Origin of the sequence: Tepidanaerobacter sp. GT38, assembly GCF_021991635.1 — a bacterium.
Lineage (GTDB): Bacteria > Bacillota > Thermosediminibacteria > Thermosediminibacterales > Tepidanaerobacteraceae > DTU063.
This window is the reverse complement of sequence record NZ_JAFFJA010000059.1, coordinates 1-23,691: the sequence shown is the minus strand read 5'-3', so window position 1 is coordinate 23,691 and position 23,691 is coordinate 1. Positions and strand designations below refer to the sequence as shown.

Sequence of the window (23,691 nt, the reverse complement as noted above, 5' to 3'; positions counted from 1 at the left end):
TGAGAGGTGAAACAGGTGGATTATTTGCAAAAGTTTTGGCAGGAACGTCGAAGGGAAATAATTGGGGGAATTGTAGGCCTTATTATTGGTATCATAATTATCACATTAGGTTTTTTCAAAACGATTTTCGTCATTTTATGTACTGTATTGGGATATTATATAGGCAAGAATGTAGATAAAAAAGATGATATACTCAATTTACTTGATAAAATATTACCACCAGGTAATAGATAAATAGATAAGGAGTGCCTTTCTTGAGCAGAAAAATTGCAAGAGAACAAGCATTTAAAATACTTGTTGCCATAGATGTTGGCAATAATACAATTGAAGAAGCATCAGAAATTGTAATAGGCTCATTAAAAGACGATGATCAAAAATCATTTGTATTTAGAGAAGTAAACGGTGTTTTAGAAAATTTATCAAGCATTGATAAAATGATTAACAAGTATTCAGAGGATTGGACTGTTAACCGCATGGCTTCTACAGATAGAAATATATTGCGCCTTGCGGTATATGAAATACTTAATTGTCCGGATATACCTGTCAGTGTTACTATAAATGAAGCTGTTGAAATCGCGAAAAAATATGGCGATGAAAATTCGTATAAATTTATCAATGGATTATTAGGGGCAATAGCCAACGATTGTCCACCGAAATGAAAAAATCACCTCTCTTTTTGGAGGAGACCAATTTGAAACCTGTTTTTACTGTAAGTGAAGTCAATTATTTTATAAAGAATCTAATTGACAGCAATCAGATTTTAAGGCAAGTATACATTAGAGGAGAAATTTCAAATTTTAAATATCATGATATATCAGGTCACATGTATTTTACTTTAAAGGATGAAAAGTCCCAAATTCGATGTGTAATGTTTAAAAACTGTAATAGGTTACTTCCTTTTGTGCCGGAAAACGGCATGAATGTAATTGCTTTTGGATTTATAAGCGTATTTACCAGAGACGGCCAATATCAGCTGTATATAGAAGATTTGCAGCCTGATGGCATAGGTGCTTTATACATAGCTTTTGAAAAATTGAAAGCGCACCTTGAGAAAGAGGGCCTTTTTGCACCCGAAAGAAAAAGGATGCTTCCATTTTTGCCTAAAAGAATAGGCTTGATAACATCGCCTACGGGTGCGGCAATAAGAGATTTATTAACTGTGATAAAACGGCGCTTTCCAAATGTTAATATTGTAATTGCCCCAGTGCTGGTTCAAGGCAAGGACGCTGCAGACGAAATCAGCTCTGCCATATCCGAATTAAATAGTTTTGAGGATATAGACGTTATTATAGTAGGCAGGGGCGGTGGTTCCATAGAGGAGTTATGGGCTTTTAATGAAGAAAAGGTAGCGAGGGCAATTGCAAATTCGAGAATTCCTGTGATTTCTGCAGTGGGTCATGAAACTGACTATACCATTGCCGATTTTGTTGCTGATAAAAGAGCACCCACTCCTTCAGCTGCAGGTGAAATGGTAATACCAGAAAAGCGAATATTAAAAAATGAATTAAAGCATCTCAGTTTAAGGTTAGTCAACGGTTTTTATAATTTTATTGGTGAAAAAAGGCAAAAGCTAGAATATCTAAAAATGTCCCCGGTATTTAAAAGACCTCAAACATATATAGTTAATTGTAGATTGGTGATAGAAGAATTATTGGGCAGGTTAAACAAAGACACCAATTACTACATAACCAAACAGAAGTCAATTCTCAGTAATAGCATTTCAAGGCTTGAAGCTTTAAATCCTTTGTCTACACTAAAGCGAGGCTACAGCATTTGTATCAATAATTGTACCAATAAAGTTGTAAAAAAAATTGCTGATGTTAATAAAGGCGATTGTATCAGGGTGTTATTATCTGATGGAAACCTTTTATGTAAAGTCGACGAATGGGAAAAAAGGGGTAATGCCAGTTGACCTGTAATTATAAATATGAAGAAGCACTATCTCGCCTAGAGTATATTACCGAACAATTAGAAAAAGGTGATTTAACTTTAGATGAAGCACTTACTTTTTTTGAAGAAGGAATAAAGCTCGTTAAAATATGTTCAAAAATGTTAGATGAAGCTGAAGGTAAAATAGAGATTTTAACTAAAGATTTGGAAGGCAATATAACTATAAAAGATTTTAATGGAGGTTCGGAACTGCTTGAATGATTTTAAAAAGGAATTAGATTTTTTAGGGAAAATTGTGGAACAAGAATTAGCCAAGTTACTTCCACCAAAAGATGAATATCCCCCCAAACTTCATGAAGCTATACATTATAGCACTTTCGCAGGTGGAAAGAGACTTCGGCCTATTATGGTTATGAAAGCAGCAGAGCTTTTCGGAATGCCCTATGAAAAAGTAATACCAACAGCTTGCGGTATTGAAATGATACATACATATTCGCTGATTCACGATGACTTACCAGTTATGGACGATGATGATTTCCGTAGAGGCAAACCAACATGTCATAAAGTATACGGAGAAGCAGTAGCACTTTTGGCGGGAGATGCACTTTTGACACATGCTTTTGCTGCAATATCAAAAAACAGCAAAATTGAGGGGATTTGTCCTAATGCGGTGTTAGATGTAATAGAAAAGGTATCTAATGCCGCAGGAACATATGGAATGATAGGAGGTCAAACTGTCGATATTAGTTCATCAGGTAAAGCCATAGACCAAGATACGATCTTTTATATTAGCCTTCATAAAACCGCAGCTTTAATAAGTGTATCACTTTGGTCTGGAGCGAGGCTAGCAGGAGCATCTGCAAAAGACCTGGAAACGATAAAACGCTTTGGTGAAAATATCGGTTTGGTGTTTCAAATTGTGGATGATATTTTAGATGAAAAAGGTGATGAAAAAAGTTTAGGTAAACCCATAGGTAGTGATGCAAAAAATATGAAAAGTACCTTTTTTAAAGTATATGGATATGCCGGTTGTTTGGATTTGATTGACAAACTATCCTCAGAAGCTAAAGAATTAATTTCTAATTATAAAAATAACAACTTTTTCATACAGCTAACAGATTTTATTGTAAACCGCAGTTACTAACCAATATTAAGTCATGTTGAAGGGTTCTTTGATTTGTGCTATAATAATCTTCAACAAGAAACAGGTGGTACAGTATTCTAGTCAAAATCGCTCCTCCGAAGGCGGGGCTAAAAATCCGTCAAAGGGCACATCGATGAAGTTCCTAGTGCTGGCCTCTGACGCCCAGTCGGGGGCTGGTACTGGGAGTAAGGAAGATGGGGCAATCTACAAAGGCATGTAGGTGTTGACCCTACTTCCGCGGAGACCTAAGTTTGTGGCCTGATAGGACTCCTTGAAGGCTATGGCTTAGGGTGTGAACCTGCATTCGATTAAAAGTTGGGTGCAGTGTAGCCTGCCTTGAGTGAAATGGGCGGAAAAAGGTTTATCGATTAATTTGTAATTTGGCCAAATTACAAATTAATTTTTTGCCTTTGAAATCCATTTTGCAAAAGAGGCTAGGAGGAGAGGGGTTTTGGTGAGGAAATCTCCTAGACTGTCCATTTTGGGGATGGGTAGGGGATTACAGTGTGGACTAAGTGGTAATCTAGCCCTGTTATTGGCGACATAACAGTAGCGGAATTAAAGGGGAACCGTCTGTTCGGCAACGAATAGATGTCTGCTAGGGAAATCCTGCTAGACCTAAGCCACAAAATTAACCCTATCCATTACCACCTGTTTGGTTGAAAAGTGGAGGTATTTTGTTGGATATAGATTCAAAAAAGAAAAAGTCTGTTAAAAAGAATAACGGAAGTTCAAAAGCTAATTGGATTTATAAAGTTTTTATTTTAGCTTTTGGACTTTCCGTTTTTTTTAGTACTATCTCTGAATTCTTGCTAGATAAAGTAAATTTTTTAACTTCATTCTTTATTTTACTTGTCATAATCATAATAGGTATTTTTTTTGACATTATAGGAATAGCTGTTACTTCATCGAATGAGGCACCCTTTCACGCTATGGCGGCAGATAAAGTTCCTGGAGGCAAAGAAGCGGTAAGACTTGTTAGAAATGCAGACATTGTCTCGAATTTTTGCAATGATGTCATAGGAGATATATGTGGTATAATCAGCGGTGCCGCCGGTGCTGCAATCGTGCTTAAAATTACTGCTAGTGGTTACGTCAAAAACGAGGTACTTATTAGCATAATATTAACTGGAATTATTTCAACTCTAACTATTGGGGGTAAGGCATTAGGCAAAGGTATTGCAATAAAAAATTCAAAAACGGTCGTATACAGTGTTGGATTAATTTTACATAAATTAAAAAATAATATTGGAATAAATTTATTACCTGATAACACAAATAACAGAAAAAATGGCAGGAGAGAAAAAGAATGAGTAATAGCAAACAAAGATTAGATGTTTTATTGGTTAACAAAGGTATAATAAACAGTAGAGAGAAAGCCAAGGCAGAGATAATGTGTGGCAACGTATTGGTTAATGATAAAATCATTGACAAGCCAGGAACACTTGTTGATGTTAATAGCACTATAGTATTTAAAAACAAGTCTATTCCTTATGTCAGCAGGGGAGGCCTTAAGTTAGAAAAGGCTCTTGATGTATTTAATGTGGAAGTTAAAGATAAAATTGCCCTGGATGCAGGTGCATCTACAGGTGGTTTTACTGATTGTATGCTACAAAGAGGGGCAAAAAAGGTGTATGCTGTGGATGTGGGATATGGCCAGTTATCGTACACCCTTAGAGAAGATACAAGGGTTGTAGTCATGGAAAGAACAAACGTTAGGTACTTAAGGTTGGAAGATATAGGAGAGCAAGTTGATATTATTACTGCTGACTTGTCTTTTATATCTTTGACTAAAGTTTTTGAGCCCTTTTATGTATTACTTAAAGAAAATGGAGATTTGATTACACTGATAAAACCTCAATTTGAAGTAGGTAAAAGTGATGTAGGCAAAAGAGGAGTTGTTAAAGATTTTGATTTACATGTAAAAGCAATTAAAAAGGTAATAAATGATGCTAGAGAACATTATTTTTATATATGTAACCTGACATTTTCTCCCATTAAAGGCCCTAAAGGTAATATAGAATATCTTGCTCATTTTAAAAAAAGCTTAACTGATGACTTTATAGATGTAGAAAAGGTAGTTGAAGAATCACACTTTGAACTGCTTTAAAGGAATTTTTCTTTTTTTGTAGAAATGTAGTATAGTTATGGTAAAGTGTTATTACAGTATTTAAGAAAGGTTTGAAAATGGATATTTTGTCTTATATAATTTTTGGTGCATTAATAGGGATTTTTTTAACAATTGTCCTTATCAAATATATACAAAGGTGGAAACTGAAAAAGAGGCTCCAAAAAGCCAAAAAAAGTGAGTATGAAGCTATAAAGTTAATGAAAAAGTACGGATTTGAGATATTAGACTTGCAAAAAAAGTATGCATATACATTATATGTTGACGACAAACCTCATAAAGTAACAGTTAAAGCAGATATGATAGTAAAGAAGGGCAACAAAATTTATATTGCCGAAGTAAAAAGCGGCGATAAAGTGACATCTCCTAGATACACTGATACGCGTAGACAATTGTTGGAATACTACATGGTGTACCGGCCAAGTGGACTCATTTTAGTTGATATGGAAAAACAAAAGTTAAGAACTGTAGAGTATTCCATTTTAAATCATGATAAATCGGAATACTTTCATCGCATTATCTCGACTTCAGTCCTACTAATCATAGGGTTTATTGTCGGATTTTTAACTAGAGGAGGATAGAATGCTTACAGTAGGCATTTTTCCTAATTTACACAAAAAAAAAGTAATGAAAGTAACTAAGGGTTTAGTTAGTTGGTTTATGGCCAAAGGTTACTCTGTGAAACTTTCCAAAGAAGTTGCTCAAGTCCTCAATGTGCCGCAACTCTCAACCGATTCAGATGAGCTTATAAGCAAAATAGATTTAGCTGTTACATTAGGCGGTGATGGCACCCTTTTGGGGGTAGCGAGGCAAATTGCTCCATACAATATACCTATTCTGGGGATAAATATGGGGCATGTGGGTTTTTTAACCGAAATTGAACTTTCGGATTTATATACTGATTTGGAGCGTTTTAATAGAAAGGAATACCATATTGACGTCCGAATGATGTTAGAAGCTAAAGTTGTCCGCGATAAGCAAGTTTTAAAAGAATTGTTGGCTCTTAACGATGTGGTCATAACTAAGGGGCCTTTTGCAAGGCTCATACGCCTTAAGACTTATGCTAATGAGGCTTATGTGGATACTTATCCGGCTGATGGTCTAATTATTTCCACTCCTACTGGTTCTACCGCTTATTCTTTATCGGCTGGAGGCCCTATAATAAAACCAGATATGGACCTTTTGCTGCTAACTCCAATTTGCCCTCATACACTTCAAAGCCGTTCGATTATTTTATATAAAGATGATGTAATTAAAGTGAAAGTGCTGGCAGATCATAATGAAGTTATGCTGACAGTAGATGGTCAGCAAGGTTACAAGTTGTTGCCTGAAGATACAATTATAGTTAATAAATCTTCTTTTACAACCCAATTAATACGCATTAAAAAAAGAAGTTTTTATGACGTGCTTCGAAAAAAATTAAGTGAATAAACAGACCCTAAAAAGACACGGGGGGATATGTTATGAAACAAAAGAGACATATTAAGATTCGTGAAATAATACGAGAAAAACCTGTAGAAACTCAGGAAGAGTTAGCAGAGGAATTAAGAAAAGCGGGTTTTAATGTAACTCAAGCTACAGTGTCTAGAGATATAAAAGAACTAAGGCTCATTAAGGTTTTACGGGACAATCAAAAATATTGTTATGCTGAACCTGAGCGAACTTCACTATCTTCAGATAGATTGCTAAGAATTTTTAAAGAATCCATTCTAAGCTTTGCTTCATCAGAAAATCTTATTGTAATAAAAACGTCTTCAGGAACAGCTTCAGCCGTAGCTGAGGCAATTGACAGTCTTAATTGGAACGAAATATTAGGCACTATTGCTGGCGATAATACGATTTTAGTTGTCGCTGAGTCAAAAAAAGTAGTCAAAGATATTTTGGAGAGGTTTGAAGAAATTTTGAGATAAGGAGGCAAATTAAATGCTCCTTAACCTCTGCATTAAGGATTATGCCCTAATTGACAATGTATCTATTTCCTTTGGACCAGGGTTAAACATTCTAACCGGCGAAACCGGAGCAGGTAAATCAATTATTATTGATGCAATTAATCTTATAATCGGGGAAAGGGCTTATACTGATTTTATCCGCACAGGAAAACAAAATGCCAGTGTTGAAGCAGTATTTGAATATGAAGATGATGCCGTCGATGAAATTTTAAAAGAATACGGTATAGAACCGGAAGATAACACACTTATTATAACTAGAGAAATAAATGCCCAAGGGAGAAGTATTTCCAGATTAAATGGCAAAATGGTCCCAGTTTCTGCACTTAAACGTGTAGGTAAGTTAATTGTTGATATACATGGTCAACATGAGCATCAATCTTTGCTCGATAGCAAAAATCATATGAGAATTTTAGACCTACTAGGGGATGAAGATATATCCAAATGCAAGGCTGAAGTTAATAGGCTTTACAAAAAATATTGTCAGATCCAAAAACAAATTAACGAGTTGGAAAAAAGACATTTAGAGTTTAGCAGAGAACAGGATAGGTTAAGATACGAGCTTGACGAATTAGAAAAAGCTCAACTAAAACCTGATGAAGACATCTCTTTACAAGAGGATAAAAAAATTTTGGAAAATGCTGAGAAGATTTATGGCGCTTTAGAATTCGCATACAATGCTTTATATCAAGGTTTTGAAGATCTATCTGTAATTGACGGACTTAGTAAGATTATCGATAGTTTAGAAAAGATAGTCGGAATTTATGCCCCGGTAGAAAGTATTACTGAATCTCTAAAAAATATTTTATATGAATTAGAAGACATATCATCGAGTTTGCGCAACCTTAGAGATTCAATAGATTTTGATGGCTCAAAGCTCGATTTATTAAATAAAAGGTTAGAGCTGCTCGATAGACTTAAGTCAAAATACAACAAAAGTTTACCAGAACTTATAGATTACAAAGCTCAAATTGCTGCTGAATTAGACAATGCTTTTAATGTAACTGAAGAAATCGATGAATTAAAAACAATGCTTTACAACATAGAATCAGAACTTGGCAAAAGTGCTAATGAGTTACATAAAAAAAGACATAGGGTAGCAAATCATTTAGAAGAAAGTATTGCTAAAGAATTAAAAGACTTAGCCATGAAAAACGTAAAATTCAAAGTAGACATTAGAGTAAAGAATAGCCCAAATGGAATTGATTTGAATGGAGAAAAGGTATCAGTAACAGAAAACGGCATAGATGAAGTAGAATTTTTAATATCAACAAACCCAGGAGAACCATTAAAGCCTTTGGCGAAAATTATTTCAGGCGGCGAGTCTTCACGCATAATGTTAGCATTAAAAAGTATTATAGCTAAAGTTGATAACATTTCATGTTTAATTTTTGATGAGATAGATACGGGTATTGGAGGCAGAACAGCGCAGGCTGTAGGTGAAAAGCTTTCAAAAATTGCAAGGAATCATCAAATATTGTGCGTAACACATTCGCCGCAAATTGCAAGCATTGGAGATTACCATTATTTAATAAAAAAAGAAAGCAAAGGTGAACATACATCAACAAAAGTATACTGCATTGAAGGTGAAGATAGAATAAATGAACTTGCAAGAATGCTTGGTGGTGCAGAAATTACAAAAAACACCATAACTCATGCTCAGGAAATGCTAAACATGGCAAAAAAATTAAAAAAAGGTTAAGTGCGTCAAACTCTATTTTTTATTTATTAAGCCTTACAATAGTTGTGAGGCTTTTTGTTTTGCAAAAATTGACTCCCCATAGTTTCGTATAAAAAGATTTTGTTAAGGTTATCTTATTATCCGTAGGAAGGTTATTTTTTTATTATGTTATTTTACGGATTTTAAAGTGGGGAGTGAAAGCTTTGCAAAGAAACAGATTAAATAAATTAATAAAGTTTTTTTTATTAATAATAATTGTAATTACATCCGTTCTAAATATTTTTATTAGTGACTTGCCAGAAGAAATAAAAATAATCGAAGGAAAAGAACAAACACTGGAAATAAAAGTTCCAATGACTTTGCAATTGTTATGCAAATCCCCATTTTTTATAAATGGTAATTATATAAACGATAGACTTACAATAAGTTTAAACGAACCTCTGGTTTTAAAATCTTCTAATCTGGGAACATATGATTTAGAATTTAGATTTTTAGGCTTGATTCCAGTAAAAAGGTTAAAGGTTCACGTATTACCTGAAACCCGCGTTGTTCCTGGTGGACATTCCGTCGGGGTAAAACTTCGGCCCAATGGAGTAATAGTAGTGGGCTTGGCGTCTGTAATTGATGAAAATGGTAAGACACATCAGCCGGCTAGAGATGCAGGTATACAAGTTGGCGATACAATCGTAATGATAAATAATCAAAAGATCCACCAGGCTGAAGATCTGTCAAGAATAATAGATAAGCAGAAAACCGTAGACCTTGTTGTCAAAAGAAATGGAGAAATATTAAATATAAAATTAGATCCCGTGAAAAACAATTTAGGCTATTATCAGATTGGACTATGGGTCAGAGATATAACCGCAGGAGTTGGCACGTTGACCTTTTATGATCCAAAAACTAATTTTTATGGTGCATTAGGTCATATAATCGCTGATGCTGATACAGGAAAAATAATAGAAGTAGGTGAAGGTGAAATAATACGGGCAAGGGTTTCGTCAATAACGCCAGGCAAAAAGAACCAGCCAGGTGAAAAGCGAGGAGTTTTTGTCAATGAGGACGAGATTATAGGCAATATAGTTGCAAATACGCCTTTTGGTATTTTTGGACAGGCTTATAACTCCTTTAAAAATCCATATTACGACTTACTTCCTGTTGCTACCATAAACCAAGTGCAAGAAGGTAAGGCAAAGATTCTTACGGTAATTGAAGACGAAAAAATACAGGAATTTGATATTGAAATACAAAAGATTATAAGGCAATCTTATCCAAATGATAAAGGAATGATAATTAAAATAACCGATGAAGAACTTATTGCAAAAACCGGTGGCATTATACAAGGTATGAGTGGAAGTCCCATAATTCAAAACGGGTATATAGTTGGGGCTGTAACCCATGTTTTTGTAAATGATCCTACAAAAGGATATGGTATTTTTTTAGAATGGATGCTAAATGAAATAAATAGCGTAAATAGCCGTGAAAAAATATAAATAAAAAACAATTTTTGTTATAGAAGGAGGAAAATTCCAGAGTTTGTCGAATTATTCATTTGTTGGCAATATTTATTTAAGGGGGGTCTTTTATGTTAGAAGGGCAAAAAATAAAATTGTTAATTGTTGACGACAACAAAGAGTTTTGTAATTTAGTGGTGGAGTTTTTTGAAAATCAACAGGGCATTGAGGTAGTTGGTATAGCTCACGATGGATTAGAAGCTTTAGAGAAAATTGATCAATTAGAACCAGAAGTTTTAATATTAGATTTGATTATGCCAAACCTTGACGGCTTAGGCGTTATAGAGCGGCTGTCAAATAAATCTAAAAGGCCAAAAATCATAGTTCTTTCTGCGGTAGGACAGGACAAGATCACCCAAAAAGCAATCACCCTAGGTGCAGATTATTATATTGTAAAACCCTTTGATTTAAATATATTGGTTGATCGTGTCAGGCAGATGGTTGACATAAATGCCGATTTTATGCAACCAACATTGAAAAAGGATAGTGTTCTCACAGACAAAAAAAATAATCTGGAAGCACAAATAACTAACATTATTCATGAAATTGGCATTCCAGCTCATATAAAGGGCTACTTTTACATTCGTGAGGCAATATACATGGTAATAAACAATGTAGAACTGCTCTCCGCAGTTACCAAAGAATTATACCCGAGTATTGCAAGTAAATACAATACAACACCTAGCCGGGTTGAAAGAGCCATAAGACATGCCATAGAAGTGGCATGGAGCAGAGGATGTGTGGAAACTCTTAACAGCCTCTTCGGATATACTACTACAAAGGACAGGGGGAAGCCTACAAATTCAGAATTCATTGCTATGATTTCGGATAAATTAAGAATGCAGCTAAAAGTAGGATAATGTAATAATTATATTTCAATGTTATAAACACCCTGATTCAACTTCAAAGTGAATCAAGGTGTTTTTCTTTTTATTAATGCTTCATGCGATTGCATTTCTGAAATAATAAAATCCTTAAGGGTTCTGTGTAATTTAGTTTTTTCTTTAAAAAACTCCTTTATTTCCAAAGTTTTGCCCATAACATAGAGCTTATCTTTGGTTACGATATATTCTATCTTTACCTCTCCTTTAACTTGTCTTACAATATTATATGTATGTGAGAAAAAATTATGTTAATCAGGAGTTGGAGTAAAAATGGAATTTTATGAATCTACAATCAGCTCTAAGCAAATATTTTCTGGGCATTTGTTAAAACTCCGGGTGGATGAAGTGTTGTTGCCAAACGGAAGAAAATCTACAAGAGAGATTGTGGAACATCCGGGGGCTGTTGCTGTAGTTGCTATTACTGGTAATGATGAAGTATTACTGGTAAGACAGTACAGAAAAGCTGTAGAAAGGGAATTGCTTGAAATACCCGCAGGAAAACTGGAAAAAGGGGAATCTAAAGAAACATGTGTAAAACGCGAATTAATGGAAGAAACAGGTTACTATCCAAACGAACTGGAATACTTGACAAGTTTTTATACTTCACCCGGCTTTTCCAATGAAATTATACACTTGTTTTTAGGCAAGAAATTAATTAGAAAGGCTAAAGATGCTGATTTTGATGAATACCTGCAGGCTGAAAAGGTGCCGTTTAAAGAAGTCCTTGATAAAATTAAAAGCGGTGAGATAATAGATAGTAAAACTATCACTGGATTACTCTTAGCATCTTTTCAAATTAAAGGTGGTTTATAATGGAATATTTTGCCGATTTACACGTTCATATAGGTCAAGCTAAAAACCAGCCTGTTAAGATTACTGCTTCAAGAAGTTTAACTCTTGATAATATATATGACTATTGCATTAACAAAAAAGGTATAGATATTGTAGGCATAGTTGATTGTGCATCACCGCTAGTTCTTAAAGAAATACAAGAACAATTAAATAATGAAAAGCTTATTCCCATGCCCGGCGGTGGGGCCAGATACGAAGATAAACTCACTATAGTTTTTGGAGCTGAAATTGAAACTACAGAGCCAAAGGGAGTTGCTCATAGCATAGCATTTTTTCCATTTTATGAACAAATTAAAGATTTTTCATCAATTATGGCCGGATATATAACTAATATTTACTTGAGTTCGCAAAAAGCGCGCCTTTGTGCAAAAGATTTAATTAAAATCGTAAAAAGCCTTGGAGGGGTGCTGATTCCAGCCCATGTGTTTACACCCTTTAAAAGTTTTTACGGAAGCTGCTATGATAGACTATCCCATGCTTTTGAAGATGAGTTAGACAATGTTATTTCAGTTGAATTGGGACTCAGTGCAGATACTGATTTTGCCGATACCATAAGCGAGCTTGCAACAAGATCATATTTAACCAACTCAGATGCTCATTCACTAGAGAAAATTGCCCGGGAATACAATAAAATGAATTTGCAATTTCCTGACTTTGAGAATATTATTTCAGCATTAAAAGGACTTGATAATAACTATATCGTTTCTAATTATGGTTTAGATCCAAAACTCGGCAAATATCACAGGACATTTTGTCCCACATGCAACTATGTTGCACATGAAAACTTTCCTGTAGTAAAATGTCCCAAATGTGATAATGAATCAGTGACACTCGGAGTATTTGACAGAATAGCTGTTATTGCAGATTATAATGCTCCTATTCATCCTGAAAACAGGCCAATTTACCATTATCAGGTGCCACTGGAGTTTATTCCCGGAATAGGGAAGAAAACTATTGAGAAGCTTATTTTACATTTTGGAACTGAAATGAATGTAATCCATAATGCTAATAGAGACCAATTGATTGAGGTTGTTGGAGAGCACATAGCTATAAATATAATGCTTGCCCGGGAAGGAAAACTGAATTTGCAAGCAGGTGGCGGAGGTATTTACGGCAAGGTTTTGGATTAAAATGTATAATCCCGTCCCTTCCGGCATAATATTTTCTATGAAAATGTACGGAAGGTGGACTATTACATGAATTATTTTCCCAAAATAATGATAGATTACTTTAGGAAAAATATAATTCAGTATATTTTTTTAAGTATTATTTTAATCATAGGTATTGTCATCGGCAGCATTACTGTAAATTTGATTTCAGATATGCAATTGGAAAATATCCAAAGTTTTATAAACGGTTTTTTGGCCAATGTCAAAAATATTTCTGTTGATCACTCCTCCATCTTTTACTTATCTATATCTAACAATATTAAAACTGCTGTCTTGTTGATTATACTTGGCCTTTCAGTAATAGGTATCCCATTTATCCTAGGTATTATTTTATTTAGGGGATTTGTTTTGGGATTTACAGTTGGTTTTTTAATAGAAGATTTGGGGACAAAAGGTTTAATTTTAGCGATACTTTCCATTTTGCCGCAAAATTTAATCATACTACCCAGCATAATTTCAATTGGAGTTACCGCATTAACTTTTGCCACTACAGTTATTAAAAACAGAATGAAAAATTACCATGAAAACTATACACAAATGGTAAGCGGATATATGATGCTTAATATTATTTTCTGTTTTTTGCTTGTAATATCCGGATTAATTGAAGGATATATTTCACCTTTATTTATTAGGTTGTTTTCAAACTATTTTAGCCTTTGAAGCAGTCTTTTAAAATCAAATTTACAGAGTTACAGAAAGATGCAGTTTCTTTTTAGGAGATGAACACTATGAACGGCCTTTTAGACAGCTTTCTAGAATATTTATCAGTAGAGAGAGGGCTGGCAAAAAATACTATAGAAGCTTATAAACGCGATCTGAAAAGCTACATATATTTTCTACGGAAAAAAAATATTATAGATATAAACAGTTCAAATAGGGCAATAATAGTTGCTTACCTGCTTCAGATGCAAAAAAGCGGGAAGGCCAGCAGCAGCATATCTAGAACTTGTGCTGCTTTAAGGTCTTTCTACCAATTTTTATTTAGAGAGCATGTAATATCGGAAGATCCAACTATTGATTTAGACACTCCGAAACTTGAACAAAGATTGCCGAAAGTCTTAAATACAGAAGAGGTTGAAAAACTGTTATCACAACCAGATATAACAACTCCCCTAGGTCTAAGAGATAAGAGCATGCTTGAATTACTGTATGCTACCGGAATGAGAGTATCTGAGCTAATCTCTTTATCTGTTGAAGATGTAAATTTAGAAACAGGTTTTCTGCGTTGTATGGGTAAAGGCTCTAAAGAGCGAATTATCCCTGTTGGCTCAATTGCTTTAGAGTACTTGAAAGAGTACCTTTCCAGTGTCAGAAAACAACTGTTAAATGGAAAAGAGAGTAAAAAACTTTTTTTCAATAGACAAGGTAACCCTATGACTAGGCAAGGTTTTTGGAAAATAATAAAAAAATATTCTAAACAAGCGGGTATTTATAAGAAGATTACTCCACATACTCTTAGGCACTCCTTTGCTACACATCTTCTGGAAAATGGCGCTGATTTAAGGGCCGTACAGGAAATGCTAGGTCACGCAGATATCTCTACAACACAGAGATATACTCATTTGACGCAAAACAGAATTAAACAAGTATATGATAAAACCCATCCCAGAGCATAGTGGTGCATAACATTTATTACATATGGAAAACTAACATAAGAAGGGAGGAAAAATCAATGATTAGTCACAAAAAAAAGCTAGTGTATCTTATGCTGATTTCTCTTCTTATGTTGGTTATAACAAACTCTGCTGTTGCTGAGCCTCAAATAGATATAAATGCACCTTCTGCTATTTTAATGGATGCAGGGACAGGTACAATTCTTTTTGAAAAAAATGCCCATGAAAAAATGGAACCTGCAAGCATCACAAAGATTATGACACTGATTATAGCTCTAGAATCTGTTGAATCTGGCAAGGTTAATCTTTCGGATATTGTGAGAGTCAGTGAACGGGCATGGAAAACTGGAGGCAGTCAGGTATTTTTGGGCCCTGGAGAGGAACAAACCCTTGAAACACTTTTAAAATGTATTGTTATTTCGTCAGCTAATGACGCATCTATGGCTGTAGCAGAATATATAGGCGGCAGCGTTGAAGGCTTTGTTAAGTTAATGAATGACAAAGCAAAGGAGTTGGGAATGAAAAATACCCATTTTACAAATCCCCACGGATTGTCAGATCCAGATCACTACACTACAGCCTATGATATTGCATTAATGTCTAGGGAATTGGTCAAATATCCCATCTTTTTTAAATGGTCAACTATATGGATGGATTATCTAGAACATACAGATAAAAAACGAGAGGCCACTATGCTGGCCAATACTAATAAACTCTTGGGCAAATATGAAGGTTTAGACGGTTTAAAAACCGGGTTCCACAATAAAGCTGGACATTGTTTTGCCGGTACGGCAAAACGAGGGGACTTTCGTTTAATCTCAGTGGTTTTAAATGCACAAAATAGCAATCAAAGATTTGAAGATACCGTAAAATTACTAGACTACGGATTTGGACATTACGATTCAATTAAAGTAGTCGAAAAAGGTATGGTGCAAAAAACTATTCCCGTAGAAAAAGGTCATATTAATGAAGTAAATGTCATTGTGCCTGAAGATGTAAGCATCTTAATAGAAAAAGGCAAGCAGGACCAAATTAACACTAAGATTGATATTCCTGAAAAATTATCGGCACCTTTGAGCAAAAACCAGGAAGTGGGGACACTTACTGTTGAGCAAAATGGAAAAACTGTTAAACAAATAAACTTAGTTGTATCTGAAGATGTAAAAAAAGCAGGTTTCATAGAACTGCTAAAAAGGATATTTAGTAAATGGCTAAATTAATGAGGCTTCTATTTAAATATCAAATACATGCTGATTTTATGCATAAAAGGCTTCCTAATTTGGAAGTCTTTTTGTGTTTTTAAGAAGATATGTAAATATATGGAATCTATAGAAGGAAATTTATCATATCCATCGAATTAATTGTAATAGATAAGGGGGGTGGAATATGGATGTGGTAATTATTAAATTAGATCATGATATGATAAAGGTCAATTTAAAAGGGGAAATTGACCATCACGCATCGCTTATATTAAGAGAAGAGATTGATAATTACATAGAAAAACATAGAGTTAAAAAAATATTGTTTAATTTTAAAGATGTTTCATTTATGGACAGCTCCGGTGTTGGTATGATTATTGGTCGATATAAGAAACTTCAAAATGTCGGTGGGAAAATAGGTGTTGTAAATCTCGCGCCAAAAATAGAACGGATTTTTCAAATGTCCGGTCTGTTTAGTCTTATTAGCAATTTTAACGACGAAAAAGAAGCCATAGATAAATTATGAAAGGGTGATTTTGTGACGGTTTTAAATGAAATGCAACTGGATTTTGTAAGCAAATCAGAAAATGAATCTTTTGCCCGTGTTGTAGTGGCTGCATTTGCCTCACAGTTAGATCCAACCTTAGATGAACTAGCTGATATAAAAACTGCGGTTTCCGAAGCTGTAACCAATGCCATAATTCACGGCTATGAAAATACTGTTGGTATTATAAGAATCAGTTCAAAATTGTATGAAGATAAAGTTGTTATAACGATTCAGGATTGGGGAAAAGGCATTGAAGATATAGAAAAAGCACGCCAACCGTTATGGACTTCAAAACCGGAATTAGAAAGATCTGGAATGGGTTTTACTATAATGGAAGATTTCATGGATGAACTAAAGGTTGATTCAACTCCGGGTGAGGGAACAGTTGTTACAATGGTAAAAAACATCAATAAAGGCACAGTGAGGCAGACTACATGAGCTTTGAAAACCATATAGATCTTTTAAGAAAGGCAAAGAGAGGTGACAAAGAGGCAAAAGATAAGCTTGTGTCCCTTAACCTGGGTTTAGTTTGGAGTATAGTAAAAAGATTCAGTAACAGAGGTTATGAGTTAGAGGATTTATTTCAAATAGGCAGTATCGGCCTGCTTAAGGCCATTGAAAAATTTGATTTCTCATACGATGTTAAATTTTCAACTTATGCTGTGCCCATGATTATGGGTGAAATCCGTAGGTACATACGTGATGATGCACCCATAAGAGTAGCTCGCTCCTTAAAGGAGTTAGCCTCAAAAATTCAAAAAACCCAAGAAGAGCTTACAAATGCGTTGGATAGAGAACCGACAATAAATGAGCTTTCCGATGAAATGGGTGTCCCGGTAGAAGATCTGGTAATGGCTATGGAAGCATCTCAATCTCCGGTTTCGTTAAATGAAGTGATGTACCAGGATGACGGTTCACCTATTTATTTAATTGATCAAATTGATGAAAATGAACATCGGCAAAATATTTTATTTGATAAAATAGCCTTGAAAGAGGCCTTATCAAAGCTTGATAAAAGTGAGCGTCAGATTATCGTGCTTAGATATTTTAAAGATATGACGCAGACAGAAGTTGCTAAAATTTTAAATATGACTCAAGTGCAGGTATCGCGATTGGAAAGAAAAATACTTGCCAAAGTAAAAGAGTTACTGTCTCAAGCCTAAAGAATTAGGCTTTTTTTATTTTTGGTTCGCATAAATGTGGTTTAAAAACACAATAATATACATTGGGAGGTAATCCTGATGATTTTTTTTAAAAGAAAATTAATCATATTTATTGCTTTGCTTTTATTTCTAACTGCTGGAGCATTTATTTATAAAAGCTACTATGATAATAGAACACCAAAAAGCGCGAAACTAGTATTTTTGCAAAAGAATAAGTGTTCTGCTATTGGGTAAAATAATTAATAATCATTTAAAATGGGGGGACACTATATGACCGTAAAAGTTATAGAATTGGTAGGTGAATCTAAAAACAGTTGGCAAGAAGCAGTGCAAAATGCCGTAAAAGATGCAAGTAAGACAATCAGAAATATTACGGGTGTAGAAGTTTTAAATAATACAGCAAACGTCAAGGATGGCAATATTGTGGAGTATAAGGCAAATGTAAAGATAGCTTTCAAAGTAGATGGTACAAGCTAGTAAAACGGGCACTGATGGTGCTCGTTTTTAAGCTGAACATGATAAAAATAAGGTGATACTATGCCTGTTTTGACAAAGGAACAACAAGATTATAAGAGATTTGCAAAAAATAAAAAGCCAAAGCCCCCTCTTTTAAAAAACATGATTATGGCTTTTATAGTAGGCGGTATTATCTGCACAATCGGCCAGATTATCCTGAATTTTTTTGTTTCCCGCGGCTTAACTCCTGGTCAGGCTGGCGGGCCAACTGCAATTATTATGGTATTTTTAGGGTCATTTTTAACGGGAATTGGAGTTTACGATAAAATAGGAAAATATGCCGGTGCAGGTTCAATAGTTCCAATAACTGGCTTTGCCAATTCTATTGTTTCACCAGCCATGGAATTTAAAAGAGAAGGTTTTGTATTCGGTGTTGCGGCAAAAATGTTTGTCGTAGCAGGGCCGGTGCTTGTCTATGGTATTTCATCAGCAACCTTAATAGGCCTAATATATTATTTATTAAACATGTAAGTTTTAGCTTAAATTAATTTTTTGGGAGGAAGATTTCTATCAATGAAAAAACTCGGCAGTCAAACAATAAAATTTGAAAATCCTCCTTCTATTATTGGAACTGGCACTATCGTCGGTCCTAAAGAAGGCCAAGGTCGCTTTAAAGAATATTATGATCTAATTTTAAAAGATAGCATATACCAAGAAAAGAGTTGGGAAAAAGCAGAAACAAAAATATTGAAAGAAGCAGTTGAAATGGCAATAAAAAACAGCAAAGTACCTACAGATAAAATAGAGTATCTTATTGCTGGCGATTTATTAAATCAGATAGTCTCTGCAGGATTTGCAGCCCGGGAACTTGGGTTGCCTTTTTTAGGAATTTACGGTGCATGCTCTACAATAGCTCAGGGAGCCCTACTAGGCTCTATGATTGTTGATGGAGGTTTTGCTGAAAATTTAGTTGCTGCAGTATCCAGTCATTTTTGCACAGCAGAACGGCAATTTCGGTTTCCATTAGAATTAGGAAATCAAAGAAAACCAACTTCACAGTGGACAGTCACAGGAGCAGGTGCAATGGTTATATCGTCGCAAATACAAAATCCTAGAATTACTTTTGCAACTGTCGGAAAGGTTATTGACATGGGTGAGGCTGATCCAAATGACATGGGAACAGCTATGGCACCTGCGGCTGTTGATACCATTTTAAGACATTTTCAAGATACAGGAAAAACACCTGATGATTATGATTTAATTTTAACCGGTGATTTAGGAAGTATAGGTAAGGATATTGCGGAAGAACTCTTAAAGCAAAAGGGTTATGATATATCAAATAAATATTCTGATTGCGGTGTTTTAATATTTTATCCAGAACAAGATGTTCATGCTGGAGCCAGCGGCTGTGCGTGCGCTGCTGTTGTCACATGTGGTTATATTTACAAAGAGATGCTTAATGGAAAATACAACAGGGTTCTGTTAGTAGCTACTGGTGCCTTAATGAGCACTACCAGTACTCAACAGGGAGAAACAATACCATGTATAGCACATGCTATTTCTATAGAAAATCTATGATTTAGGGAGAATCTAAATGGATTATGTTATGGCTTTTATAGTTGGAGGTTTAATTTGTTTAGTAGGTCAGATACTGATGGATACAACAAAGCTCTTCCCAGCCCATATACTTGTCCTCTTCGTAACATTAGGAGCCGTTCTTAGCGGATTAGGACTTTATCAGCCTTTAGTAGATATTGGTAAGGCTGGAGCTACCATACCCATTACAGGTTTTGGTCACAACCTTGTAACGGGAGTTATTCAAGATGTGGACCAATATGGGCTACTGGGAGTATTTACAGGGGCACTAAGGTCTGCTGCAGGAGGTATAACAGCAGCAATTGTTTTTGGTTTTTTGATGGCATTACTTTTCAATCCTAAGTCAAAGTAGGAGATAACCATGTTTGTCGACTTAATTGGTATTTTCTTAACAGTAATAATCGTAAGTCCAAGGTATTGGTTTATTGTGCTGTTACTTAGTTTTATTGAATCAGCTTTTACAGTTTTAATTTCTATGGCTTTACAATCAAGCATAACAGAAGTTGTTGCTGGAGGAATTTTTACTACTGTCACTGGTTCTTTCAATAACAATCTAATTACGATAATTTGTCCCTTTCTTCTTTTATTGTTTGGCATCGGCCTTCACAGGGCTGAAAAAATACCTTGGCTTGACCTGTTAAATCCTATAGCGGATTTTAAAAGGCCTCTTCCTGTGTTAATGATAAAAACGGCTTTGTGTCGCATTTTGATTATATCTTTATTAAGCAGTAAATAAATTGATTAACTAAAAGTTAGGAGGAAAACATTTTGCGCATTGGTATACCAAGGGCTCTATTTTATTATCAATATTTTCCTTTTTGGAAAAACTTTTTTGAACAATTGGGTCTGGAAGTAGTTCTTTCATCTCCAACAAACAAAGAAATTCTTAAGCAGGGCCTTGAATTTTGTGTGGATGATGCATGTTTGCCAATAAAAATATTTCACGGCCATGTTGCCGATTTAATAGGAAAAGTAGACATGATTTATATACCAAGAATTATAAGTATAGAGCCAAAGGAATACATATGTCCTAAGTTTTTAGGTCTACCTGACATGATAAGAAATAGCATCTCAAACATTCCTCATATTGTTGATACAGAATTAAATCTTTACAAGGGGAAAAATCATATACTAGATCACATTTTAAATTTAGGTAAAATTTTAAATATACATCAAACTCGAATACTATTTGCATATTTCAAAGCCATAAAAGCCCAGCGACAGTTTGAAAAGTTAATGATTGAAAAATTTGTAACTCCGCAAGATATCATCGATAAAAGACTAACTTTTATTGAAAATCAAACTTTTAAAAAGCGAAGGAATAATATAAAGGTGCTTTTATTAGGACATAATTATAATATATACGATGATTATATCAGCATGGGTCTTATTAGGAAATTGCGAAAACACAATATTGATCTGATAACATGTGAGATGGTGACAAAAAGCCAAATTAAAGAAGGCAATAAAAAATTATCGAAAGACCTCTTTTGGACATTGGGAAAAAAGACCACTGGTACTGCTTACTATTTTTTAGAACATAAAAAAGTTGATGGTATTATTCATGTGGCATCCTTTGGTTGTGGTCCTGATTCATTAGTGGGGGAACTAATAGAAAAAAGAGCTAAATTAGAATATAAGATTCCCTTTTTATATTTAAATTTAGATGAACATGCCGGAGAGGCCGGTTTTGACACAAGACTTGAAGCTTTTTTAGATGTTTTGGAGGGAAGGAAGCACATTGAAGATAACATTTCCACATATGGGTAATATATACGTACCCCTAAAAACTTTATTTGAAAGCTTAGGATGTGAGGTAATATTGCCACCACCCTGTACAAAAAAAACTCTTGAATTAGGTGTTGCCAACTCGCCGGAATTTGCATGCCTACCTTTAAAGATAAATATTGGCAATTTTATTGAAGCCATTGAAAGAGGCGCAGACACTATTGTAATGGCTGGTGGTGTTGGCCCATGTAGGTTTGGGTATTATGGAGAAGTACAAAAGGAGATTTTAAGAGATTTAGGTTATGATGTTGAAATGATTATTTTAGAACCTCCACGGGGTAATTTTTTAGATTTAATAAATAAAATTAAGCTGATTACGACCCAAAATAATAAAACAATAAAAGATCTAGTAAGAGCTTTGCGCTTTGCGTGGAAAAAAGCCTTGCTTTTAGATAATATAGAAAAACAGTCGTCTAAACTAAGGCCTAGGGAAATAGAAAAGGGACAGACCGATAAGGTTTATAATTCCCTCGTAAAGCGAATACTTGATGTAAAAGATGAAACTGAACTAGAAACATTAAAAGAAGAAATTTCTAAAGCTTTTTCAAAAATACGCGTTTTAAAAAATAAAACTCCGGTAAAAGTGGGAATAGTAGGAGAAATCTATACGGTGCTTGAGCCTTTTGTAAATTTAAACATCGAAAAACAGTTGGGAGAACTGGGAGTAGAGGTTCACAGAAACATATATATTACTGATTGGGTTCGCGAAAACCTTCTGCCATCCTTTTTGAAACCAAAAGACTGTAAAAATATTCTTAAATTGGCAGAGCCCTATATTAATTGTTTTGTGGGCGGCCATGGTCAAGAGTCTATAGCACAGATCGTTAATTTTTCAAAAAAGGGTTTCGATGGCGTTATTCACCTATTGCCATTTACTTGTATGCCTGAAATCGTAGCAAAAAGTGCAATACCTCGCGTAAGTCAAAAATTTAAAATTCCCGTAATGACAATAGTTTTAGACGAACATTCTGCCGAGGCTGGTTTTAGGACTAGGTTAGAGGCGTTTATAGATATGATTTGCCATAGCAAGGAGGTAAAGAATATTGCAGTGTTGTCTGGGAATTGATGTAGGGTCAGTAAGCACAAACTTGGTCCTACTTGATGACAAAAAGCGCCTTGTAAAAAAGCTTTACTTAAGCACATCAGGAAATCCCATAGGAGCTATAAAAAGGGGTTTAGGGATTTTGCAAGATGAGTTTAAAAATTTAGAGATATTTGCTGTAGGAACAACAGGTAGCGGAAGACAATTGGCTTCTATATTAGTAGGAGCTGATATTACAAAAAATGAAATAACTGCACATGCTGCTGCCGCTCTTGAATATTACCCCGAAACGCAGACTATTTTAGAAATAGGAGGTCAGGATTCCAAAATAATAATTATCAGAAATAAAACCGTTGTGGATTTTGCTATGAACACAGTATGTGCTGCAGGTACTGGCTCCTTTTTGGACAGACAGGCTCAGAGATTAGGCATACCAATTGATAAATTCGGAGAAATTGCCTTAAAGTCCAATAATCCTACTAGAATAGCAGGTCGCTGTGCAGTTTTTGCTGAATCTGATATGATACATAAACAGCAAATGGGTTATGCAATTGAAGACATATTAAAAGGCTTGTGTGAAGCCCTTGTTAGAAATTACCTATCTAATGTGGCTAAAGGCAAAGATATTCGCCCCTTAATACTGTTTCAGGGCGGTGTTGCAGCAAATATTGGGATAAGGAGAGCCTTTGAAGAACAGCTTCAAAGTGAAATATTTGTTCCAGAAAATTACGATGTTATGGGTGCTGTTGGAGCTGCAATTTTAGCTTTTAACCACATAGTCTCGCGCAAGAAAACCACAAATTTTTTGGGAATGGATGTTGCTTTTCAAGACTATAAGGTCAAAAGTTTCGAGTGCAGTGGTTGTCCCAATGCTTGTGAAATAATTCAGCTTTTTTCAGATGAAAGGCTGATGGCAAGATGGGGTGACAGGTGCGGCAAATGGTCTTCTACTATGGCTGTATGAAAAACCAATAATATTACTTGACCTCTATTTTTATGGAAGCACCTTCCGGATAGACATGGACTACATCTGGATGCACATCATTCTGGATCTTTCTGCAGGAGTTACAAAATCCGCACGG

The 23,691-nt window shown here is 34.9% G+C and carries 29 protein-coding genes and 1 pseudogene; 29 read left to right on the top strand and 1 reads right to left on the bottom strand.

The window, feature by feature from the left end; all coding sequences use genetic code 11:
• Positions 1–15: 15 nt before the first annotated feature.
• The 29 genes from JT739_RS08710 to JT739_RS08570 all read left to right on the top strand — a co-directional run bounded on the left by JT739_RS08710 (position 16) and on the right by JT739_RS08570 (position 23,573).
• Positions 16–234 carry a DUF2273 domain-containing protein gene (locus JT739_RS08710; protein WP_237660724.1) on the top strand — a complete coding sequence of 73 codons (219 nt, stop codon included), beginning with the start codon at positions 16–18 and terminating at the stop codon, positions 232–234.
• A gap of 11 nt (positions 235–245) precedes the next feature.
• A complete protein-coding gene (nusB, locus tag JT739_RS08705) occupies positions 246–659 on the top strand; it encodes a transcription antitermination factor NusB (protein ID WP_370642619.1) in 414 nt (137 codons plus the stop codon).
• Positions 660–691: 32 nt separating this feature from the next.
• Entirely contained in the window at positions 692–1,912 is a 1,221-nt protein-coding gene (xseA, locus tag JT739_RS08700; protein ID WP_237660722.1) for an exodeoxyribonuclease VII large subunit, read from the top strand.
• Positions 1,909–2,151: an exodeoxyribonuclease VII small subunit gene (xseB, locus tag JT739_RS08695; protein ID WP_237660721.1), complete on the top strand. Its 243-nt coding sequence runs from the start codon at positions 1,909–1,911 to the stop codon at positions 2,149–2,151. The genes xseA and xseB overlap by 4 nt, the downstream gene beginning before the upstream one ends.
• On the top strand, positions 2,144–3,034 hold the full coding sequence (locus JT739_RS08690) for a polyprenyl synthetase family protein (protein WP_237660720.1): 891 nt from the start codon (positions 2,144–2,146) through the stop codon (positions 3,032–3,034). The genes xseB and JT739_RS08690 overlap by 8 nt, the downstream gene beginning before the upstream one ends.
• A 680-nt stretch (positions 3,035–3,714) precedes the next feature.
• Positions 3,715–4,347 (top strand): hypothetical protein, encoded by a 633-nt coding sequence (locus tag JT739_RS08685; protein WP_237660719.1) that lies wholly within the window; start codon positions 3,715–3,717, stop codon positions 4,345–4,347.
• Positions 4,344–5,144: a TlyA family RNA methyltransferase gene (locus tag JT739_RS08680; protein ID WP_237660718.1), complete on the top strand. Its 801-nt coding sequence runs from the start codon at positions 4,344–4,346 to the stop codon at positions 5,142–5,144. Before JT739_RS08685 ends, JT739_RS08680 begins: the two co-directional genes overlap by 4 nt.
• A 77-nt stretch (positions 5,145–5,221) precedes the next feature.
• Positions 5,222–5,743, top strand: a complete 522-nt coding sequence (locus JT739_RS08675; RefSeq protein ID WP_237660716.1) for a hypothetical protein — start codon at positions 5,222–5,224, stop codon at positions 5,741–5,743.
• A 1-nt stretch (position 5,744) separates the two neighbouring features.
• Positions 5,745–6,593: an NAD(+)/NADH kinase gene (locus tag JT739_RS08670; protein WP_237660714.1), complete on the top strand. Its 849-nt coding sequence runs from the start codon at positions 5,745–5,747 to the stop codon at positions 6,591–6,593.
• A gap of 32 nt (positions 6,594–6,625) precedes the next feature.
• Positions 6,626–7,072, top strand: a complete 447-nt coding sequence (locus JT739_RS08665; protein WP_237660712.1) for an arginine repressor — start codon at positions 6,626–6,628, stop codon at positions 7,070–7,072.
• Positions 7,073–7,085: 13 nt separating this feature from the next.
• Positions 7,086–8,810 carry a DNA repair protein RecN gene (recN, locus tag JT739_RS08660; RefSeq protein WP_237660711.1) on the top strand — a complete coding sequence of 575 codons (1,725 nt, stop codon included), beginning with the start codon at positions 7,086–7,088 and terminating at the stop codon, positions 8,808–8,810.
• 173 nt (positions 8,811–8,983) lie between these two features.
• Complete coding sequence (gene spoIVB, locus JT739_RS08655; RefSeq protein WP_237660710.1) at positions 8,984–10,279, top strand: SpoIVB peptidase; 1,296 nt, start codon at positions 8,984–8,986, stop codon at positions 10,277–10,279.
• Positions 10,280–10,371: 92 nt separating this feature from the next.
• A complete protein-coding gene (gene spo0A, locus JT739_RS08650) occupies positions 10,372–11,160 on the top strand; it encodes a sporulation transcription factor Spo0A (RefSeq protein ID WP_237660709.1) in 789 nt (262 codons plus the stop codon).
• A gap of 294 nt (positions 11,161–11,454) precedes the next feature.
• Positions 11,455–11,997: an NUDIX hydrolase gene (locus JT739_RS08645; RefSeq protein WP_237660707.1), complete on the top strand. Its 543-nt coding sequence runs from the start codon at positions 11,455–11,457 to the stop codon at positions 11,995–11,997.
• Positions 11,997–13,166 (top strand): endonuclease Q family protein, encoded by a 1,170-nt coding sequence (locus JT739_RS08640; protein ID WP_237660706.1) that lies wholly within the window; start codon positions 11,997–11,999, stop codon positions 13,164–13,166. The genes JT739_RS08645 and JT739_RS08640 overlap by 1 nt, the downstream gene beginning before the upstream one ends.
• Positions 13,167–13,232: 66 nt before the next feature.
• Positions 13,233–13,865, top strand: a complete 633-nt coding sequence (gene spoIIM, locus JT739_RS08635) for a stage II sporulation protein M (RefSeq protein ID WP_237660705.1) — start codon at positions 13,233–13,235, stop codon at positions 13,863–13,865.
• Positions 13,866–13,933: 68 nt separating this feature from the next.
• Positions 13,934–14,821, top strand: a complete 888-nt coding sequence (gene xerD, locus JT739_RS08630; protein ID WP_237660703.1) for a site-specific tyrosine recombinase XerD — start codon at positions 13,934–13,936, stop codon at positions 14,819–14,821.
• Between the two features lie 56 nt (positions 14,822–14,877).
• On the top strand, positions 14,878–16,038 hold the full coding sequence (locus JT739_RS08625; RefSeq protein ID WP_237660702.1) for a D-alanyl-D-alanine carboxypeptidase family protein: 1,161 nt from the start codon (positions 14,878–14,880) through the stop codon (positions 16,036–16,038).
• Between the two features lie 166 nt (positions 16,039–16,204).
• Positions 16,205–16,543: an anti-sigma F factor antagonist gene (gene spoIIAA / locus JT739_RS08620; RefSeq protein ID WP_237660701.1), complete on the top strand. Its 339-nt coding sequence runs from the start codon at positions 16,205–16,207 to the stop codon at positions 16,541–16,543.
• Between the two features lie 30 nt (positions 16,544–16,573).
• Positions 16,574–17,002, top strand: coding sequence for an anti-sigma F factor (spoIIAB, locus tag JT739_RS08615; RefSeq protein WP_237660737.1), 429 nt, complete (start codon positions 16,574–16,576; stop codon positions 17,000–17,002).
• Complete coding sequence (gene sigF, locus JT739_RS08610; RefSeq protein WP_237660700.1) at positions 16,999–17,727, top strand: RNA polymerase sporulation sigma factor SigF; 729 nt, start codon at positions 16,999–17,001, stop codon at positions 17,725–17,727. Before spoIIAB ends, sigF begins: the two co-directional genes overlap by 4 nt.
• A 270-nt stretch (positions 17,728–17,997) precedes the next feature.
• The gene (locus tag JT739_RS08605) at positions 17,998–18,204 is read left to right on the top strand and encodes a dodecin family protein (RefSeq protein WP_237660699.1); all 207 of its coding nucleotides are present in this window, start codon (positions 17,998–18,000) and stop codon (positions 18,202–18,204) included.
• 60 nt (positions 18,205–18,264) lie between these two features.
• Entirely contained in the window at positions 18,265–18,714 is a 450-nt protein-coding gene (gene spoVAC, locus JT739_RS08600) for a stage V sporulation protein AC (RefSeq protein WP_237660698.1), read from the top strand.
• Between the two features lie 42 nt (positions 18,715–18,756).
• Positions 18,757–19,761, top strand: coding sequence for a stage V sporulation protein AD (spoVAD, locus tag JT739_RS08595; RefSeq protein WP_237660697.1), 1,005 nt, complete (start codon positions 18,757–18,759; stop codon positions 19,759–19,761).
• Between the two features lie 16 nt (positions 19,762–19,777).
• Positions 19,778–20,131 (top strand): stage V sporulation protein AE, encoded by a 354-nt coding sequence (gene spoVAE, locus JT739_RS08590; protein WP_237660696.1) that lies wholly within the window; start codon positions 19,778–19,780, stop codon positions 20,129–20,131.
• Between the two features lie 9 nt (positions 20,132–20,140).
• On the top strand, positions 20,141–20,515 hold the full coding sequence (locus JT739_RS08585) for a hypothetical protein (RefSeq protein WP_237660695.1): 375 nt from the start codon (positions 20,141–20,143) through the stop codon (positions 20,513–20,515).
• A gap of 32 nt (positions 20,516–20,547) precedes the next feature.
• On the top strand, positions 20,548–21,549 hold the full coding sequence (locus tag JT739_RS08580) for an acyl-CoA dehydratase activase-related protein (RefSeq protein WP_237660694.1): 1,002 nt from the start codon (positions 20,548–20,550) through the stop codon (positions 21,547–21,549).
• Complete coding sequence (locus JT739_RS08575) at positions 21,521–22,633, top strand: acyl-CoA dehydratase activase-related protein (protein ID WP_237660692.1); 1,113 nt, start codon at positions 21,521–21,523, stop codon at positions 22,631–22,633. The genes JT739_RS08580 and JT739_RS08575 overlap by 29 nt, the downstream gene beginning before the upstream one ends.
• Positions 22,608–23,573 (top strand): acyl-CoA dehydratase activase, encoded by a 966-nt coding sequence (locus tag JT739_RS08570; RefSeq protein ID WP_370642621.1) that lies wholly within the window; start codon positions 22,608–22,610, stop codon positions 23,571–23,573. The genes JT739_RS08575 and JT739_RS08570 overlap by 26 nt, the downstream gene beginning before the upstream one ends.
• 13 nt (positions 23,574–23,586) lie before the next feature.
• Here the strand turns inward: JT739_RS08570 and JT739_RS12740 are convergent.
• A pseudogene (locus JT739_RS12740) lies at positions 23,587–23,691 on the bottom strand (hypothetical protein); the annotation flags it as partial.

Bases quoted from the DNA above. Each gene is read 5' to 3' on its own strand.
- JT739_RS08640 (WP_237660706.1), top strand. From the start codon at position 11,997: ATGGAATATTTTGCCGATTTACACGTTCATATAGGTCAAGCTAAAAAC.
- JT739_RS08645 (WP_237660707.1), top strand. From the start codon at position 11,455: ATGGAATTTTATGAATCTACAATCAGCTCTAAGCAAATATTTTCTGGG.
- sigF (WP_237660700.1), top strand. From the start codon at position 16,999: ATGAGCTTTGAAAACCATATAGATCTTTTAAGAAAGGCAAAGAGAGGT.
- JT739_RS08680 (WP_237660718.1), top strand. From the start codon at position 4,344: ATGAGTAATAGCAAACAAAGATTAGATGTTTTATTGGTTAACAAAGGT.
- xerD (WP_237660703.1), top strand. From the start codon at position 13,934: ATGAACGGCCTTTTAGACAGCTTTCTAGAATATTTATCAGTAGAGAGA.
- spoIIAA (WP_237660701.1), top strand. From the start codon at position 16,205: ATGGATGTGGTAATTATTAAATTAGATCATGATATGATAAAGGTCAAT.
- spoVAD (WP_237660697.1), top strand. From the start codon at position 18,757: ATGAAAAAACTCGGCAGTCAAACAATAAAATTTGAAAATCCTCCTTCT.
- JT739_RS08625 (WP_237660702.1), top strand. From the start codon at position 14,878: ATGATTAGTCACAAAAAAAAGCTAGTGTATCTTATGCTGATTTCTCTT.
- JT739_RS08665 (WP_237660712.1), top strand. From the start codon at position 6,626: ATGAAACAAAAGAGACATATTAAGATTCGTGAAATAATACGAGAAAAA.
- spo0A (WP_237660709.1), top strand. From the start codon at position 10,372: ATGTTAGAAGGGCAAAAAATAAAATTGTTAATTGTTGACGACAACAAA.
- spoIIM (WP_237660705.1), top strand. From the start codon at position 13,233: ATGAATTATTTTCCCAAAATAATGATAGATTACTTTAGGAAAAATATA.
- JT739_RS08585 (WP_237660695.1), top strand. From the start codon at position 20,141: ATGTTTGTCGACTTAATTGGTATTTTCTTAACAGTAATAATCGTAAGT.
- spoIIAB (WP_237660737.1), top strand. From the start codon at position 16,574: ATGCAACTGGATTTTGTAAGCAAATCAGAAAATGAATCTTTTGCCCGT.
- JT739_RS08605 (WP_237660699.1), top strand. From the start codon at position 17,998: ATGACCGTAAAAGTTATAGAATTGGTAGGTGAATCTAAAAACAGTTGG.
- JT739_RS08675 (WP_237660716.1), top strand. From the start codon at position 5,222: ATGGATATTTTGTCTTATATAATTTTTGGTGCATTAATAGGGATTTTT.
- spoVAE (WP_237660696.1), top strand. From the start codon at position 19,778: ATGGATTATGTTATGGCTTTTATAGTTGGAGGTTTAATTTGTTTAGTA.
- JT739_RS08670 (WP_237660714.1), top strand. From the start codon at position 5,745: ATGCTTACAGTAGGCATTTTTCCTAATTTACACAAAAAAAAAGTAATG.
- recN (WP_237660711.1), top strand. From the start codon at position 7,086: ATGCTCCTTAACCTCTGCATTAAGGATTATGCCCTAATTGACAATGTA.
- spoVAC (WP_237660698.1), top strand. From the start codon at position 18,265: ATGCCTGTTTTGACAAAGGAACAACAAGATTATAAGAGATTTGCAAAA.